Source organism: Desmonostoc vinosum, from assembly GCF_059505385.1.
Genome location: NZ_JCACKM010000141.1, coordinates 1 through 17744 on the forward strand (window position 1 = coordinate 1; position 17744 = coordinate 17744).

Below are 17744 nucleotides of genomic sequence, written 5' to 3' on the forward strand. Positions count from 1 at the left end.
AGGCAGAGACTTGAGTCTCTGACGGTTCAAGTATTTTTGCAAGAAGTCTATTGGTTATTCTCCCCGTCTCCCCCTTATTTTCCCTTACTTATCTCACGTCTACGCAACTTCACCAGAATTTTAACTCGCCGCTTAAATGCTTCAAAGTCTTCAGCGCTCATTTTGGTTTTCTGCCATGCTGGACGTTGTAGCAAGCGCTCAGACCATTCGCTGAGTTTGGGATAATCACTGAGGTTGATACCTAAATTAGGTAATGAAAGTATGACTGTGCCTGCAACGATATCTGCTAAGGTTAGTTGTTCGTTGCCAAAAAAATTGCGATCGCCTAACAATTCTATAAGAAATTTAAGTGCTTTATCTATCTGCTGTTTTGCCTGTGCAAATTGTGATGAGTCTTCGCTTTCATAAATTAATGAAATCACCTGTGGAAATAATTCATTGGCTGTTACCATTTGCACCATTCGCACCGTTGCTAATGCTTGAGGTTCGGTAGGTAGCATTGCAGGTGTCGGGTATTTACTTTCTAAATAGTCCAAAATTGCCAAGGATTCTACAACTCGAAAACCATCATCTACTATCACTGGAATGTGTTGAAAAGGGTTAAGTGCTAAAAACTCTGGTTGCGATTGATCGCCATCCAATTTAAGTAATACTCCTTCAAAAGCAATACCCTTTTCTAGTAAGGTTAACCATACACGGCGAGCGTTTGGTGAGAGAGGATTGTAGTAAAATGTGAGCATAAAAACTCCTTGCTAGATTTGCTAAAAAAGACCGAAAGGTTTGTAAATTTGCAAAAAAATATTCAAACAGTTAAAGACAAGTTACTAAAGATAGCACCTACCATATTCCTTGTTTGAAATTATCAAGTTGCTCTACCCATTCCAGAAGATTTTGCAATTCTTCTGATTGCATATGTCCCACATTTTCATCTGAGGGAAATAATTTTTTTTCAACTTCTTCTTTATATTGTTCTATGGCTTGAACAGTCAAAGTTTGATAATCTTGATATTTTTTTGCTAGCTTCAGTTTTCGAGGCGTGATTCCTAAAATATCGTTGATGATTAAAACTTGCCCGTCTGTAAATTTCCCTGAGCCAATACCAATTGTAGGAATAGTTAGTTTTTCACTAATTATCTTACCTAGTTCTTCTGGAATCAGTTCAAGAACAAGCATCGATACGCCAATATTTTCTAAAGTTAGTGCATCTTTTACTAAATTTCTTGCTTGGGCAAATTTTTTACCTTGCACAGCTTTTTTATGTTGAGTTTGTGGTAATAAACCTAGATGACCGCACACTTGTATATTGTGCTTAATGATATATTTAATAGTAGCTTCTTGAACTCCTTCTAATTTAACTATATCAGCACCATTATTCACTAATTTTTGGGCATTATCTAAAGCTTTTTCTGGTGTTTCATAAGACCCATAAGGTAAATCAGCTAAAATATATGCTTGTGATACTCCTCTTCTTACAGCTTTGAGGTGATGAATGATATCATTCATTGTCACTTCAGTTTCGCTTTCGTAACCTAGTATATTTGTCCCTAAACTATCACCAACAAAAATAATATCAATTCCTGCTTGATCTTCTAAAATAGCAGTAGGATAATCATATCCTGTAAGCGCAACAATTTTTTGATATTTCTGCTTTTTTGCTAATAAGAAGGCCAAGTCTTTTTTCATAGTTGCTAATATATTTAAAAGTGACTTTCTATATATTGATTGAGATGATTAACCGCTCTTTGCATGTAAATTACATCGCCATAGAGCTTGCTCATCATAATCGCTCCTTCTAAAGTTGCTGTGATGATAGTGGCAACTTCATCAGCGTTCACATCAGGTCGAATTTCACCTTTTTCAATTCCTGCTGTAATAATCCGACGAATCAGATGCAGCCACGAACTCATTGCTTTTTGAGTGCGATCGCGCAATGCTGGATGAGCATCATCACTCTCAACAGCAGTGTTTAGCAATGGACAACCACCTCGGATAGCTGGATTGTCTACAAAGCTACTAAATACTCCAATGATGGCTTTTAGGCGTTCTACTGCGTGTAGTTTACCTCGCAATGCAGCCCGAAAATGTTTGCTCACGCAAGCAACAGCAAAATCAAAAGCTTGTAATGCTAGCTCATCTTTGCTTTGAAAGTGATTGTAGATTCCTCCTTTCTGCAACCCAGTGACACGCATAATGTCTGAAATAGATGAGCCGGCATATCCTTGTTGGTTAAACAGTTCAGCTGCTTGTTGGAGAATTCTGGTTTTTGTTTCTTCACCTTTGGACATTCAAACTTTACCGACCGATTGGTCTTTTAAAGATTAACATGGCAAGTGTTGGTTAGTCAAGTTGGGGAATGGGGAACTCGGGGCCTCTTATGGGTAGGTTTTTTAGATTTCGCGTTTTGGTTGACGCGGGGACGCGGAGAAAGATTTCGGAACGAAAAAATAGGTTTTTTCAGACTGAATATGAAAAACCTACCCTTGAAAGGAACTCGGGGCCCCCACGTTAAGCTAATCTGCCTTTAACTTGCATAATCCTTTGCCTCAGAAAGACGCGGAGAGAAGTTGCGTGCGGGGGTTCCCCCCGTTGAGCAAACTTCGGAGGACGCGCTTAAGGGGAGACGCGGGGATGCAATTTGAATGATTATTAGCTTAGCGAAGGAGGATTAGGGGAATGGGGAATTTTGAAGAAGACACGGAGACGTTCTGACGCAAAGACGCGGGGAGACCCCATAGAAGACAGCTAGGAGATTCAAGTAAGGAATCGATTTTTTGTCTCCACGACTAAAGTCGGGGGCTTGTGACCAGTGCTTCTATCTTAAGAAGGGTCGCGCTCCGCGTCTCCCCTTCCCCCCGTCTCCGCGTCTTCTTGGTCATTAGTTATTCTCCACGTCCCTGCGTCTCCCTCACTCCCTCATCCCTCTTTATCTATACAGCCGCAAAGTAAGCTTCTAAAGCTTCAGAACCCCCGACTAATTGACCATCAATAAATACTTGGGGAACGGTTGTACCACCTGTAATTGCTCGTAAAGAGCGTGTGGTAACATCTTTACCTAAGATAATTTCTTCGTAATCTAGACCACGTTCTTTGAGCATCGCTTTGGCACGGGCACAGAAGGGACAGCCGACTTTTGTAAACAGCGAAACTAAGTTGGGCTTTACTGCTGCCGGGTTGATATATTTGAGCATTGTCTCAGCATCGGATACTTTAAATGGGTCTCCAGGCTCGTCTGGCTCAATAAACATGTTATCAATTACACTATCTTTCACCAACATCGAATAGCGCCATGACCGTTTACCAAAGCCTAAGTCGGATTTATCCACTAGCATTCCCATACCTTCAGTGAATTCACCGTTACCATCAGGAATTAATGTCACATTTTCTGTTTCTTGATCTTTTGCCCATTCGTTCATGACAAAGGCATCGTTAACAGAAATACAAATGATGCCATCAACGCCATTTTCTTTAAAAACTTTAGCCAACTCATTGTAACCAGGGAGATGAGTTGATGAACAAGTCGGTGTGAAAGCACCAGGTAACGAGAAAACAACTACTGTTTTGCCAGCAAATAGTTCATCAGTTGTCACATCTACCCACTGGTTATTCTGACGTGTACGGAAAGTAACTTTGGGAACTCTCTGTCCTCGGCGATTGAGTAACATAAATTTGCCTCTTGGGAAAATTTGGTGATATTAGCTATATATTTCCAAAACTAAGCGTATTCATAACGAGTATGAGTTGTCAAGTGTGTAAACCCGAAGTGTGAGGAGTAAAAAGTAAAACATAACTTTCTTTTTACTGTTAAGAGTTCCCTAATTACGCAGATGAATTCTCCAAATCAAAGCGAACTGCTATAGATGTTTGCATATTTCGCAATTTCTATATTAGCTAAAAGATTATTTGGGGATGAAGCAACTTATATCCGGCCTCTTTAATTTTTTCATTCGATACCCAGGCATTATATGGACGGCTACTTTTGACAGAAGTATCCCAAATTATTTTGGGTAAATTATGTTTTTCAAACAGGCTGTTTAATAATTCTCGACTAGTCAGATGTGAATCATCTACTAAATTATAAATACCTTGCAAGCGGTGTTCACGGGCAAACTCGATAGCACCAACGATATCATCTTGGTGTATCCAATTTGTGATGTCTTCACCACTACCAGGACGAGTTGTGCCAGAAACTCGTCTAAATATTTTGATTAATTCTCTACCAGTTCCATAAATACCTCCCAAGCGGAAGATACAAACCTTGAGATTTTCATTTGATGTTGAAAGCAATATCTCCTCAGTTTTTCGTAAAATTTGAGCATTTAAGTTAGCTGGTGCTAGTGGTGTTTCTTCATCTACCCATACCCCATTTCTATCACCATAAACTGAATAACTACCTGTGTATATTAACTGTTTTACACTAGGAGTTTGCTGTAAGACCGAAACTAAAGTTTTGGCAGTTTGTAAATAGGTTTCTTCGTAGACATCTCCACTTTTAGCACCCAGACTTAAAAGTACAACTTCTTGATTATATAATAATGATTTTAAACTGTTTGGGTCGTTTCCTTTAGTGACTATGATTTTTTGCGCTATTGCTTGTAGTCCTGAAACACGTTCAGGAGTGGTTGTGGTTGCGCTAACCACAAAATTTGTTTTTTGCTGCCAATATTGAGCGACAGCAGAACCAATATAACCACAACCAATGATTACAACATTCATGGGAATTTTAGACGTGATATTAAACTACTTTTTAGATTAATAATCTATATTTTAATCTAACGAATGAATGAGATAAACTCAATATTCAAAAGTTAGTTAATTTTTACGCATAAAATATTACATTTTTGTTCTATAAATAAAGAATAGGAAATAAATATTTTCATGCGACTTGAAGCCAGATAGTTCATCAGGTTCTATTTGTAGTAGTTAGGCAATCCCTATACTTGAAAGCAAAGGATTTAATATTGATGTCTAATGTTTGGGGTCTATGCACTCTCAACACCAGTTCTCTAGCTTTATTACATGTTGAAAACAAGGTTTTGAACCACTTGTAGGAGACTTATCTTTGTTTATTTTCCTAGCCTCTTTTTTGTCGTTTATAAACACATTAGCTGATGTCAAAGCTTTCAACTAATGACTATAAAATAGTTGCAAGAGAACTTCAGAATGTGTAACTAGGCTCTCCCATACTTTTGGTTTAACTGTTCTAATCGCTTGTGTTAAGGGGTGTAACCGCAATGGTAAGCTGCGTTTACAATTAAGAGTACCATCCCGGTGTACTTATTTAGCTGCTGATCTTCGCGGTTGATGATTTTTATGGAGATTTGAGAAATTGTGCTGCTCATTTTGAATGTCTTTGTGGAGAGCATTGCAAAGTATCCTATATTACGATGGTCTATGAACCTGGTTTACTTAGATGGAAGAAGTTTATCGGAATTGTTTTCACTACGATCGCATTGAACTTTGGCTAAAAACTGGTATGAAAATTGTAGCAGGTGTTTTTTTTGCCAATATCTGGCAGTAGTTATATTTACTCAAATATATTTATTAGTGCTGAGTCCTGAGTGTAACCTCATAACTCAAGTTAGACGATTTCACAAGAAACTTGCCTATTTTAGTCTATAACTTAAGTTGCTTTTGCATAAGTAGTAATGTGAAACTTAGTACTCAGTACTTAAGACTCAGCGCTGCTTTAATTGACACACTTGATAGTGATGGTTATTATCAGCCTAGTGGATAATTTGTAATTTACACCAAGTTGGTAATTGGTAATTTAACCGAGATGAAGTCTGTTGTAGACAATCCTGATTCTCAAATAGATACTCATGACGCTCTGCCAGTAGTCATAACTTCTGAGTTACGAAAAGTTTACCGTACTGGCTTTTGGTTGAATCAGAAAGTTATATCTCTTAAAAGCTGTTCTTTAACAGTTCACAAGGGGGAAACTTTTGGATTATTAGGGCCCAATGGTGCTGGTAAGACTACTCTTTTAAAATTATTGCTAGGAATTATTCGCCCTACTTCTGGGAAAGGATTATTGTTAGGTGAGGCACTAGGCGATCGCCATGTTAAACGACATATCGGCTACTTAAGCGAAAACCCTTACTTATATGAGTATCTCACGGGTTGGGAATTTTTGCAGCTAGCTGCTGGGCTATTTGAAATTCCCCAAAGTATACAACGTCAACGCATTCCTCAATTGCTAGAGTTAGTAGGCTTATCAATTGCCGATGCTCGCAAAAAGCCCCTACGCCGCTACTCTAAAGGAATGTTACAGCGTGTTGGCATGGCGCAGGCGTTAATTAATGATCCAGAGTTAGTATTTTTGGATGAGCCGATGTCTGGTCTTGACCCGGTGGGACGCTACCAAATGCGAGAGATAATTTTATCACTCAAAGCTGCTGGGAAGACGATTTTTTTTAACAGTCACATTCTCTCAGAGGTAGAGCAAATTTGCGATCGCATTGCTATTCTTGCTCAAGGTGAATTAATTTGCTCTGGTTCTCTCAATCAACTCTTAGGTAAAAACGATACATATTACGTTAAAGGTCAAGGTGGTGATTGGGAAGTTCTGCAAAAATGGATACCCAGTTTAATATATCAACCTGATGGTTCTTGGCAGGGCACACTCCAAGATGATTATTACGATTTTCTGGCCAGTCTCCGTCTCATGGGGGGACAAATTATTGCGATTAATTTATCCCGCTATTCTTTGGAAGAATTTTTTATTCAACAGATCCAAATGAGAAAAACTTAATTAACTATAGCTACACAGACAAAACCCGCCTGCGCGGGTTATTTCATCAAGTCCACGGAGGTGGACTTTGTTTGTGTAATAGCGAGTTCTATTCGCCCACTGATTTCTTATGTCTAAATACTTTTTATTAGAAAACATACTATTATTCAGTATTCATGTAAACTGTGTGAATAGTATTGATAAGTTGTGCAACTTAGATGCTGTACTAATCTCAAAAACCAACTCTGTATGAATCCCCAGGCTAATAGATAAAGCCATAGAAAGGTTGCTTATTATACAAGTCTTATCTTGATTGAAGATTGTGATATTTAAGCTGCTTCAGCTTTAAATTAACTTTACTAAAAATTCAAATTCAATAAATAACTTTCACCGGAAACTGACACTTTTCAACGAAAATAAGAATGACAGGGAACTTGAATACTTAAGTATAGTCGAAAGTAAAATATTTAGACAATACTTTAATTGATTGTAGTCTCAGAGTCTCAGGTAAATATGCTTAACACAGGTTTTTTGAAATTTCTTATCCAGCCAGTTACATCTGTGGTTTTTTTAGTGGCTGTCAGTATCGCTGTGCCATCTGCCAGCCTAGCTCAGAGACAACCAGGATTTCCTACAGCACAAACAACATCACCCAACCCAGAACCAAGATTACAACCTACACAAACTACAACCATAGATACTAACTATTCCTTGGGAGGTGGCGATCGCATCCGTGTAAATGTATTTGAAGTACCAGAATATACGGGTGAATATCAAATTCCTCCAGGTGGCGCGATCAACTTACCCTTAATTGGCAGTGTACCTCTTCTCGGACTGACAACCGAACAGGCTGCTGACGAAATCGCCAGAAGATACTCACGCTTTCTCAAACGTCCCTTAATCTCAGTCAACCTTTTATCACCTCGTCCCATCAATGTTTTGGTTGCAGGAGAAGTCACACGTCCGGGATCTTACACTCTCAATTTGCAAGGAGGCGCAGGAGATAACCCTGGTGTACAATACCCCACCGTCTTAGCAGCACTAACAACAGCGCAAGGGGTGACATTAGCGGCAGACGTAACCCAAGTACAATTACGGCGTAAACTGGGACGCTCTGCTTCCGAGCAAGTCATCACACTTAATTTAAAGGAACTGATACAAACAGGGAGATTACCACAAGATATTACCTTACGGGATGGAGACACCATAGTTGTGCCAACTGCAACCACCTTTAACGTCGCCGAAGCACGTAACTTGTTTGCTGCCAACTTTGCCGCCGACCAAACCAGACCCCGCACAGTAGCGGTTATTGGTGAAGTTAACCGTCCCGGTTCATACCTTGTCACAACAGGTAGTACAGACGGACAAGCGGGTGGAACTAGTGGCAGTGGTTTGCCAAACATCACACGGGCAATTCAACTAGCTGGAGGAATTACACCACAAGCTAATATCCGTACTATTACGCTACGCAGACCTACAAGAGTTGGCTCAGAACAAACAATAGATATCAATCTTTGGCAATTATTGCAGAGTGGTGATATCAATCAAGACATAATTGTACAAGACGGAGACACAATTGTAATTCCGACAGCAACAGAAGTTAACCCAGCAGAAGCAACTCAATTAGCCACTACCTCTTTGTCCCCAGCACGTATTCAAGTTGGTGTAGTAGGCGAAGTCAAGAGACCAGGAGCTGTAGATATTCAACCAAATAGCTCTTTAAATCAAGCACTACTAGCGGCTGGAGGATTTAACGATGCCAGAGCTAGCCGGGCTACTGTAGATTTGGTTCGTCTTAATCCCAATGGTTCTGTTACTAAACGTGAAGTAAAAGTAGATTTCTCTCAAGGTATTAATGAGCAAACAAATCCCATACTTCGCAATAACGATGTCGTGATAGTCAACCGTTCTGGCATCGCCAAGACTGGTGATACCTTGGGTACTATAGCTGGCCCTCTGGGCGTTATCTTTAATATTTTGAGGTTTTTCGGAATTTAATTAAACAGCCAATTTTAAAAGAATTTTGCAGATGCTTGCTATTGGCAGGTATCTGCTATTTTTTTTGAGTCAAAAATCATATCATGTCCAGTTAGAGAGTTTGAGATTTCAATCCATCATATTTCATCCTATGATTCAGCAACGCCCTAAAATGAATAAATCAGAACTGCGGCGATCGCTTCTTCAAATACGTCAATCAATGCCTCATCAAGAATGGAAACAAAGGAGCGATCGCATCTGTAACCAGCTACAAAACTCTGTTGTATTCTTCCAAGCAAAAACAATACTCGCTTATTTCAGCTTCCGTCAAGAGCCTGATCTCAGTCCCTTGTTTGCAGATAATAAATACCGTTGGGGTTTTCCTCGCTGCGTTGGTAAAACCCTTAGTTGGCATTTTTGGACACCTCAAGATGCTGTCCAAAGTGGCGCTTATGGAATTGTTGAACCACATCCTCAAGCCACAACCGTCGAGCCTGCAAAAGTGGATCTAATTCTTATTCCCAGCGTGGCTTGTGATTATCAAGGATACCGCTTAGGTTATGGCGGTGGGTATTATGATCGCTTGCTCAGCTTACCAGAGTGGGCAAATAAACAAGCGATCGGCATTGTGTTTGATTATGCTTGTTTACCACAACTACCTATTGATCCTTGGGATAAACCGTTACAAGCTATTTTTACCGAAAATGGTTTAGTTTGAAAATGGGAATTGGGAATTGGCAAAAGATTTTAAGCTGCAAAGGATAAAGAATTTAGTATTGTTCATCAAATATCGAAATTTTTGTTTTAATCTGCCAAGTGTTAGATCTCAGTCATAATCACAATGATTAATCCAACTTCATCGACAACTGAGCAAGAAGCAATGATCGATGAGATTATTGCAACTAGCCTCCAAGCTCAACAAAGAACAGGGCCAGATCTGCGCCAAATTCATACTAAAAGTCATGGACTACTTTGGGGAGAGTTCATTATTGAACCAAATCTTCCAGAATATTTGAGAGTAGGTTTGTGCAAAACACCTCAAACTTACCCAGCCTGGATTCGCTTTTCCAGTGGCGGTGCGCCAGAAAGCCGTGGTAAATTACGCTCCGATAGTGAACCTGATGTCCGAGGTATTTCTATCAAAGTAATGAATGTAGATGGGAAAAAAATTTTGGATGATGAAGAAAAAACTCAAGATTTTACGCTCAATAGTTATCCTACTTTCTTTACAAAAAATATTCGTGACTATGCCGATATTTTCAAAGCAGGCAGTGGTCAATTGAGCCAAGAAAGGATGGAAGAACTTGCTCCGGCTTTCGCTATCTTACAAAAACTTGGTAGCAAGAAAGTAGGGAATCCTTTGTTAATTCAATATTGGAGTATGGCTCCATTTAAATTTGGCGATAATATCGTGAAAATGTCTGTCAAATCTCAACAGCTTGAACAACCATTGACAACACTTCCAGAATCACAAAACTATCTGCGGGAAGCGATGGTGAAATATTTAACAGAAGAAAACCGAGATGCGTATTTTGACTTTTTCGTTCAGTTTTACGTTGATGAGGATAAGACACCAATTGAAAACCACATCCAAGAATGGCAAGAGAGTGATTCACCTTTAATTAAAGTTGCAACCGTCCGGATTCCCAGTCAGAAATTTGACTTTGAAGAACGTAAACGTTTAGATGAAGGTATGTTTTTTACCCCTTGGCATACTTTGTTAGAACATGAACCAGTTGGCAGCGTAAATCTGTCTCGTAAAAGGCTTTATAGTGAACTAGCAAGGCATAGGCGAGAACAAATTGCTCAACGCTTGAGAGAGCCACAGCCTTATAATTCGTAATTCGTAATTCGTAATGACGCTCCTGTGTCGCTACCGCTGACGCTCGAGGACTCGCTACCGCTGACGCTCGAGGACTCGCTACCGCTTCGCTAACGCTAACGCTATCGAGGACTCGCTACCGCTGCGAAGCGCGTAATTCGTAATTTGTGGGGATAGAGGTAGGAAGGATTGAGAATTATAAAAACTCTTCCCAATTCTCTATCCCCATGCTTAATTCCAAAACCAAAAATTTTCCGGCACTATAGGCTGGGTTGATATGGTTATTATAGCAGTTCCCAATCGCATGAAGTACAGTCTAGTCTCTAATTTCTAGTCCCGAGAATTTTATATAATTTTATTGCACAGCAAAGTAATTATTTGAGGAATTTCAAGGTTTATAATTATTGCATTTCAAATCAGTAGATTCAGGTTAATTATGAATTTTTTCAAGCGCAATTTACAATTAAATATTGTGTTAATTTATGTCATTTTAGCAGCGATCGCCATCTTAACGCTCTTTCCGCTATTCTGGCTGGTCAGTACAGCTTTCAAATCGGCAACGGAAAACATTTTGCAGTCGCCGCCACAGTTGTTGCCAAGTCAACCGACACTGGCTAACTTTACTGAGGTGTGGCAATCTTTACCTTTCGGGCAGTATCTTTACAACAGTACTTTGGTGGCGGTGCTGACTGTTGGTTTGAATCTGCTGTTTTGTGCTTTAGCTGCTTATCCTTTAGCTCGATTGTCATTTGTAGGGCGAGATTGGATTTTTATTGCGATCGTCTCTACAATTATGATTCCTTTCCAGATCGTGATGATTCCCCTTTACATTTTGACAGTCAAATTGGGTTTGACAAACAGTTATTTGGGAATTATTTTTCCTAGCTTAGCTTCTGCTTTTGGTATTTTTCTCTTGCGGCAAGCTTTTATGAGTATCCCTAAAGAAATAGAAGAAGCCGCTCGGATGGATGGCAGCTCTGAGTTAGGCTTGTGGTGGTTTGTAATGTTGCCAGCAATCCGTCCAGCACTTGTGACTCTGGCTATTTTTGTGTTTATTGGCGCTTGGAGTGATTTTTTGTGGCCTTTGATTATTATCCAAGACGAAAATCTTTATACTCTACCTTTAGGAGTGAGAAAGCTAGAAGGGACGTTTTCTGAAAACTGGCGGTTAGTGGCAGCTGGCTCAGTAATTGCGATCGCCCCTGTTCTTGTAGTATTTCTATTTTTACAGCGCTACATTGTGCCAACAGACACTGGTAGTGGGGTTAAAGGGTAAAACTTGATACAAATGATTTATCTCTAATTCTTTCCCCTGCTCCCCTAGTCCCCAGTTTTCATAACTATCCATTGAGTTACAGGGGCCATTGCTCGCCAGCCCAAAAATTTCCCAATGGGTTCGGCACGTTGGATGGCAATACGGGTGAGATGACCACCGACTTGCTCATACCATTTAAATAATGTTTGCTCGCCTTCTACTGTGACGACGTTTGCGACTAAACGTCCACCCGATCGCAATGCTGTCCAGCAAGTATCAAAAAGTCCTGCTGCTGTAACTCCACCACCGATAAATATAGCATCAGGTGTGGGCAAGTTTTGCAGGACATCAGGCGCTTTACCTGTAATGATTTGCAAGTTAGGTGTACCTAAAGAGGCGGCGTTATCTGCGATGTAATGCAGTCTAGATGAGTTCTGTTCGATCGCCATCGCCTGACACTGAGGATGACTCCGCATCCATTCGATGGAAATTGAGCCACAACCAGCACCAACATCCCAAAGCAATTCTCCTGGTGTGGGAGCTAAAGTTGCTAAGGTGATGGCTCTAACTTCCCGCTTGGTTAACTGTCCATCGTGGTAGTAGGCATAATCCGGCAATCCTGGTAGTCTTGGTAAAGGGATAACTCCAGCATCGGCTAGACAATCTACTGCGATCGTATTCAGATTAGCCAATTCGGTTTTACTCCAAGACGCAGCCGTACCTTCTACAATCCGTTCCTGACTGCCACCCATGCGTTCTAACACAGTAATTTTGCTATCACCATAACCCCGATTTGTCAATATTTTAGCAACGATACTTGGTGTTTCTTTGCCTTCGCCCAAGATTAATAACCGCGCTTTGGGGTAGATGTAAGACTGGAGTAGGGAAGGTGGACGCCCAGTTAAACTTAAAGTTTCCACTTCGCTTAGAGGCCAACCCAGTCTGGCACAGGCCAGGCTAAAAGCTGAAGGTGCAGGAATAATCGTGATTTCGGAAATAGGAATTCGCCCCTTTAGGGTTACACCAATGCCGTAGCACATCGGATCGCCACTTGCTAGTACACAGACTGACTGACCTCGACGTTGGATAATTTCTTCTATGGAAACACTGATGGGGGAAACCCAGGCTATTTGCTGACGTTGGTCATTTAGGGGTAGCATTGCCAGATGGCGATCGCCGCCTACAAAAATTTCCGCTTGATCAATCAAAGAATGAGCGATCGGACTTAACCCCTGTAACCCATCTTCACCAATACCAACGATAGAAAGCCATTTCTTTGTCATAAATTATTTACTGAGTCTGCACATAATTAAATCTCTGTCAATACTTAAGTACTAATTTAAAGATTAGATAAAAACACTGACAAAAATTTAAATTAGCTAAGAAATATTGCGAAAACAGGCGATAATCTTAAATACAAATCAAGGAACACTTCTCCTGTCAAAGACACTCTTGCTAGCTTGCTTAAGCGTAGAGGTATGCTTAGTGCATTTAAGAAACAGGGGATAGGAAAGAAAAAAGCTAGAGATGTACTTAGTTCTTTTCAAAAATTAAATATGACCTCTGTAAAATTGAAGCATTTAATTTAAAAAATTTCATGAATCAAGCCAGGTTCCCATAATATCTTTCTGGAGGAAATTGAGAATGTACATTCGGCAAGCTTTTACTCAAATGTGCAGGACAGCATTCTTCACTTCGTTACCTTTGACATTTGTAGTTCTGACTCAGACGGCAGCACAGGCAGCAGCAGTAAACTTTAGTCGATTGTTTATTTTTGGTGACAGTCTTTCTGATACTGGCAATTCAAAGAAAATTACTGAGAACGCGAATTCAATCAACAACGCCATACCAATTATTCCTCCTAGTTCATTTGGATATTTTGATGGGCGATTTTCTAATGGCCCGATATGGGTAGATACCCTAGCAAATAAGTTAGGACTTTCGCTGCCACCAATCTCTGGAACTACAGGAGGAACAGGGCCTACAGGGGTTAACTTTGCTGTTAATAGCGCCACCACTGGTGATCGAAACACTATTCCTTTTCCTATTTCTACCTTGCCTGGTTACGTAGGATTAACACAACAGATTAATCAATTTAAAACAGCGAATGCAGTAGCTGATCCCAATGCACTTTATGTTTTGTGGGCTGGTGCTAACGATTACTTAGGTGGCGGTGTGACAAACCCAGCTGAACCAGTCGCTAATTTATCTAATGCAGTGAAAACTCTGTTTGACTCAGGAGCGCGAAATTTTTTAGTTACTAACTTACCACCTTTGGGTGAAACACCAATTGCTGTAAGTCGGGGCGAAACGGTTACTAATGGGCTTAAGCTACTAGTTGATGGGCACAATTTAGGACTTTCCCAATCTTTAGGACAACTGAGTAAATTACCTGGAATTAACCTCAAAACTCTAGATGTTGCCAAACTATTCAATGATGCTGTCGATAATCCATCAAGTTTTGGTTTGACAAATGTAGAGTCTCCTTGCTTGGCGAACTCTATCCTATTCCGTTTTCCCCCATCATCTGCACCAGAGATTTGTAGTAATCCAGATGAGTATTTGTTTTGGGATGATCTTCATCCTACCAGTGCTGCACATCAAGCTATTGGAGAACTAGCTTTTAAAACCCTCACGAGCGATTCTCAGCCTGTTCCTGAGCCTTCACTGATATTAGCGCAGATAGCAACTGGTGCTTTTTTGGGGGTAAAAGCAGTTCGCAAATGGAAAAAGAAAAAGAGGCTCTCCCCTCCGCTTCCTTGTCACCCTGTCTGAATTACGAATTACGAATTACGAATTAGCATAACTGCTTTGTTATGCTAAATTACTAAAGCTTGGAGTTGGGAAACTCCGGTGAAATTCCGGGACTGTGCCGCAGCTGTAAAGCAATTTGAGATTTTAGATGGTCGGGATGCCAAGAACCCAAGACTGAACAAAATCCAAAATTGAGTAAGTCAGAATGCCAACTCTCAAGAGTGTCCTGAAGACACGTTGATCGTCTACTCCCTGCGTCGCACGGGGAAGGAGTTATAGTCTTGTTGTCTGGATTTGCCAGTTGTCCTGGCTTATTTTATGCTACACCTGCTCAAGATGGGATTTTATCTCGGATCAGGATACCAGGTGGAATCCTGGATAGTAAACAGTGCCGCGCGATCGCAGATATAGCAGATCAGTATGGGGGTGGCTATGTCGATGTGACTAATCGCGCTAATCTGCAAGTCCGAGAAATTCACACAAGCATCAATGCTAAAGTCTTGCAGCATTTACAGGAAATGGGACTAGGTTCTCACAATCCTGCTGTAGACCATATTCGCAACATTATGACCAGCCCAACAGCTGGTATCGATTCGCAAGAATTGATTGACACTCGCTGTTTTATCCAAGACTGGGATAAGTACATTGCCGTACACAATCAGTTATCTAGATTACCTGCAAAATTTAGCGTTTGCTTTGATGGTGGTGGGGCGGTGTCGGTATGCGATCGCCTTAACGATATCATGTTCGCTGCTGTCTTAATTGATGGTAGTGTTTACTTTCGCCTTTTTCTCAGTGTAGGTGCAAAGGGAGAACCACCCAGCGACATGGGAATTTTGTTACCACCAGAGGTATGCTTAAAAGTTTTAGCTGCTTTAGTAGATGTCTACTTAGACTACATAGAGAGTAGCAATAATAGCAAGCTGCGGATCAGAGATTTGCTGAATAATGTAGGTTGCAACAATTATCTTCAGCAAGTTGAGCAGCGTCTACTACCCCTGGTGACTAAGCAACTTGCCTTGAGTGAAGTCGAAGGGAGCCGAAGTGCTGCCTCTTATCAACACATCGGCACCCATCCCCAACGGCAGTTAGGTTTATTTTATGTAGGTGTTGTCTTGCCTCTAGGACGGCTAGAGAGTTTGCAGATGCGGGGTTTAGCTGATTTAACAGAAAAATACGGCAGTGGTACTCTCAGGTTAACTCCTTGGCAGAATTTACTGATTCCTGATATTTCTCGGCAATGGGTTGCTCGTGTCCAGAGTGAACTTGCTTTGTTAGGATTTGATAGCTCAACAAGTAGTATTAAAAGTGCGTTGGTTGCTTGTTCTGGTAAGCGTGGTTGTACTGCTGCTGCTACTGATACCAAAGGTGATGCACTAGCATTGGCAGAGTATCTGGAAACTCGTATCACCCTGGAATACCCAGTTAATATTCACTTGAGTGGTTGCGAAAAATCCTGTGCCCAACATGGCAAAAGTGATATGACTCTGCTTGGTGTCAAATTTGAGGTAGACAATCAAACTATGGAGGGCTATCACCTTTACGTTGGTAATGGTAATAATCACCAGAAATTTGGACGTGAACTTTACCGATATATAACTTTTGCTGAACTGCCTGCGTTAATAGAAAAAATATTAACTGTGTATAAATTAAAACGTACACATTCCGGCGAGTCCTTTGGTGAATTTACCAATCGATATGCGATCGCTCAATTAAAGCAGTTATTCCATAATCATACCAGGGAACAGTGATAACTAACCCTTCTATAAGAGCTTTGGTGCGCTTTCAGCGCACCTTGAATTTTGAATTGGTATAAAATTGCATGTCTGAATATATCCGAGATGCCAGCGAAATTTACCGTAATTCCTTTGCGATTATCCGCTCGGAAGCCAACCTTGATCTGTTACCACCAGATGTAGCTAAGGTGGCTGTGCGTCTGATACATGCCTGTGGAATGACGGATATTGTCAGTGACTTGGGATACTCACAGACAGCGGCGCAGTCTGGACGAGCAGCACTAGCCGCAGGAGCGGCAATTTTATGCGATTGCCGCATGGTTGCAGAAGGTATTACCAGGCGGCGCTTGCCAGCAAACAACCAAGTTATCTGCACCCTCAACTATCCTGAAGTACCAGAAATGGCTCAGCGCTTGGGTACTACGAGGTCAGCAGCCGCCTTAGAATTATGGCAAATGCACTTACAAGGGGCAGTGGTAGCAATTGGCAATGCACCCACAGCCCTATTTCGACTATTAGAAATGCTGGCAGAAGGAGCGCCCAAACCTGCTGTCATCTTGGGCTTTCCAGTCGGTTTTGTTGGTGCAGCCGAGTCGAAAGCCGCACTAGCAGCAGACAGCGCAAATGTACCATTTTTCACTTTACATGGTCGGCGTGGTGGCAGTGCGATCGCCGCCGCCGCAGTGAATGCCCTGGCAATGGAGGAAGAATGAATCTCAAAACCAAAGGTCGTCTTTATGGAATTGGTGTCGGGCCGGGCGATCCGGAACTATTGACACTCAAAGCATTACGGTTATTACAGGCAGCCCCGGTGATTGCTTATCAATCAGCCACAGATAAAGAGAGTATAGCGCGAGCGATCGTTGCACAATATCTCACGGGCAACCAAATTGAAGTGCTGTTTCACCTCCCCCGCGCCCTAGAACCAGAAAAAGCCAAGTCTATTTACGACAAAGAAATTGAACCAATCGCCGCACATCTAGCCGCAGGGCAAGATGTAGTAGTGCTGTGCGAGGGCGATCCGTTTTTCTACGGTTCCTTTATGTATGTTTTCACCAGGTTATCTGAGCAATATCAAACAGAAGTTGTCCCCGGTGTTTCCTCGCTGATGGCTTGTCCAGTCGCCTTGAGTGTACCCTTTACCTACTACAACGATATCCTCACCGTTTTACCTGCTCCTCTCTCAGCAGAAGAACTAACTACACAATTACTGACAACTGATGCAGCAGCAATTATGAAACTAGGTCGTCACTTTCCGAAAGTGCGGGATATCCTGCATAAGCTAGGATTAGCATCGCGGGCTAGATATATTGAGCGAGCCACAATGGCACAGCAACGTATCATACCACTTGATGAAGTCGATCCGGCTAAAGTGCCCTATTTTGCGATGATTGTCATCCCAAGTAAAAATCGACTTTAACTAATTCGCGCCCTCGTCCCCCACTGAATTCGGTACTCCAAATCAGTGGT

The 17744-nt window shown here is 41.2% G+C and carries 16 protein-coding genes and 1 riboswitch; of the genes, 9 read left to right on the plus strand and 7 right to left on the minus strand.

Features of this window, described 5'->3' with window-relative positions; translation table 11 throughout:
• Positions 1-74: 74 nt before the first annotated feature.
• From AC5JMF_RS20555 to AC5JMF_RS20580, 6 genes are all read right to left on the minus strand, one after another.
• Entirely contained in the window at positions 75-740 is a 666-nt protein-coding gene (locus tag AC5JMF_RS20555) for a glutathione S-transferase family protein (protein WP_495797573.1), read from the minus strand.
• Positions 741-837: 97 nt separating this feature from the next.
• Positions 838-1683: a 3-methyl-2-oxobutanoate hydroxymethyltransferase gene (gene panB / locus AC5JMF_RS20560; RefSeq protein ID WP_495797574.1), complete on the minus strand. Its 846-nt coding sequence runs from the start codon at positions 1681-1683 to the stop codon at positions 838-840.
• Positions 1684-1697: 14 nt separating this feature from the next.
• Positions 1698-2285, minus strand: a complete 588-nt coding sequence (locus AC5JMF_RS20565) for a TetR family transcriptional regulator C-terminal domain-containing protein (protein WP_495797575.1) — start codon at positions 2283-2285, stop codon at positions 1698-1700.
• A 642-nt stretch (positions 2286-2927) separates the two neighbouring features.
• Positions 2928-3662, minus strand: coding sequence for a glutathione peroxidase (locus tag AC5JMF_RS20570; protein WP_495797576.1), 735 nt, complete (start codon positions 3660-3662; stop codon positions 2928-2930).
• A gap of 226 nt (positions 3663-3888) precedes the next feature.
• Positions 3889-4713 (minus strand): SDR family oxidoreductase, encoded by an 825-nt coding sequence (locus AC5JMF_RS20575; RefSeq protein ID WP_495797577.1) that lies wholly within the window; start codon positions 4711-4713, stop codon positions 3889-3891.
• A gap of 500 nt (positions 4714-5213) precedes the next feature.
• Positions 5214-5339 (minus strand): hypothetical protein, encoded by a 126-nt coding sequence (locus AC5JMF_RS20580; RefSeq protein WP_495797578.1) that lies wholly within the window; start codon positions 5337-5339, stop codon positions 5214-5216.
• 437 nt (positions 5340-5776) lie between these two features.
• On the opposite strand from AC5JMF_RS20580, the gene AC5JMF_RS20585 reads away from it, so the two are divergent.
• The 5 genes from AC5JMF_RS20585 (at position 5777) to AC5JMF_RS20605 (ending at position 11805) form a co-directional block, all read left to right on the plus strand.
• Entirely contained in the window at positions 5777-6751 is a 975-nt protein-coding gene (locus AC5JMF_RS20585; RefSeq protein WP_495797579.1) for an ABC transporter ATP-binding protein, read from the plus strand.
• Positions 6752-7243: 492 nt separating this feature from the next.
• Positions 7244-8728 (plus strand): SLBB domain-containing protein, encoded by a 1485-nt coding sequence (locus AC5JMF_RS20590; RefSeq protein WP_495797580.1) that lies wholly within the window; start codon positions 7244-7246, stop codon positions 8726-8728.
• Between the two features lie 151 nt (positions 8729-8879).
• On the plus strand, positions 8880-9425 hold the full coding sequence (locus AC5JMF_RS20595) for a 5-formyltetrahydrofolate cyclo-ligase (RefSeq protein WP_495797588.1): 546 nt from the start codon (positions 8880-8882) through the stop codon (positions 9423-9425).
• 123 nt (positions 9426-9548) lie between these two features.
• A complete protein-coding gene (locus AC5JMF_RS20600; protein ID WP_495797581.1) occupies positions 9549-10550 on the plus strand; it encodes a catalase family protein in 1002 nt (333 codons plus the stop codon).
• A gap of 415 nt (positions 10551-10965) precedes the next feature.
• Positions 10966-11805 carry a carbohydrate ABC transporter permease gene (locus AC5JMF_RS20605; protein ID WP_495797582.1) on the plus strand — a complete coding sequence of 280 codons (840 nt, stop codon included), beginning with the start codon at positions 10966-10968 and terminating at the stop codon, positions 11803-11805.
• 44 nt (positions 11806-11849) lie between these two features.
• Here AC5JMF_RS20605 and cbiE read toward each other — a convergent pair whose 3' ends face one another.
• Entirely contained in the window at positions 11850-13067 is a 1218-nt protein-coding gene (gene cbiE / locus AC5JMF_RS20610; RefSeq protein WP_495797583.1) for a precorrin-6y C5,15-methyltransferase (decarboxylating) subunit CbiE, read from the minus strand.
• A 361-nt stretch (positions 13068-13428) separates the two neighbouring features.
• On the opposite strand from cbiE, the gene AC5JMF_RS20615 reads away from it, so the two are divergent.
• The 4 genes from AC5JMF_RS20615 (at position 13429) to AC5JMF_RS20630 (ending at position 17694) form a co-directional block, all read left to right on the plus strand.
• Positions 13429-14559 (plus strand): SGNH/GDSL hydrolase family protein, encoded by a 1131-nt coding sequence (locus tag AC5JMF_RS20615; protein WP_495797584.1) that lies wholly within the window; start codon positions 13429-13431, stop codon positions 14557-14559.
• Positions 14560-14583: 24 nt separating this feature from the next.
• Positions 14584-14769: riboswitch (cobalamin riboswitch) on the plus strand.
• A gap of 50 nt (positions 14770-14819) precedes the next feature.
• Positions 14820-16289: a precorrin-3B synthase gene (gene cobG / locus AC5JMF_RS20620; protein ID WP_495797585.1), complete on the plus strand. Its 1470-nt coding sequence runs from the start codon at positions 14820-14822 to the stop codon at positions 16287-16289.
• A gap of 71 nt (positions 16290-16360) precedes the next feature.
• A complete protein-coding gene (locus AC5JMF_RS20625; RefSeq protein WP_495797586.1) occupies positions 16361-16987 on the plus strand; it encodes a precorrin-8X methylmutase in 627 nt (208 codons plus the stop codon).
• Entirely contained in the window at positions 16984-17694 is a 711-nt protein-coding gene (locus AC5JMF_RS20630; protein ID WP_495797587.1) for a precorrin-2 C(20)-methyltransferase, read from the plus strand. The genes AC5JMF_RS20625 and AC5JMF_RS20630 overlap by 4 nt, the downstream gene beginning before the upstream one ends.
• Positions 17695-17744: the final 50 nt, after the last annotated feature.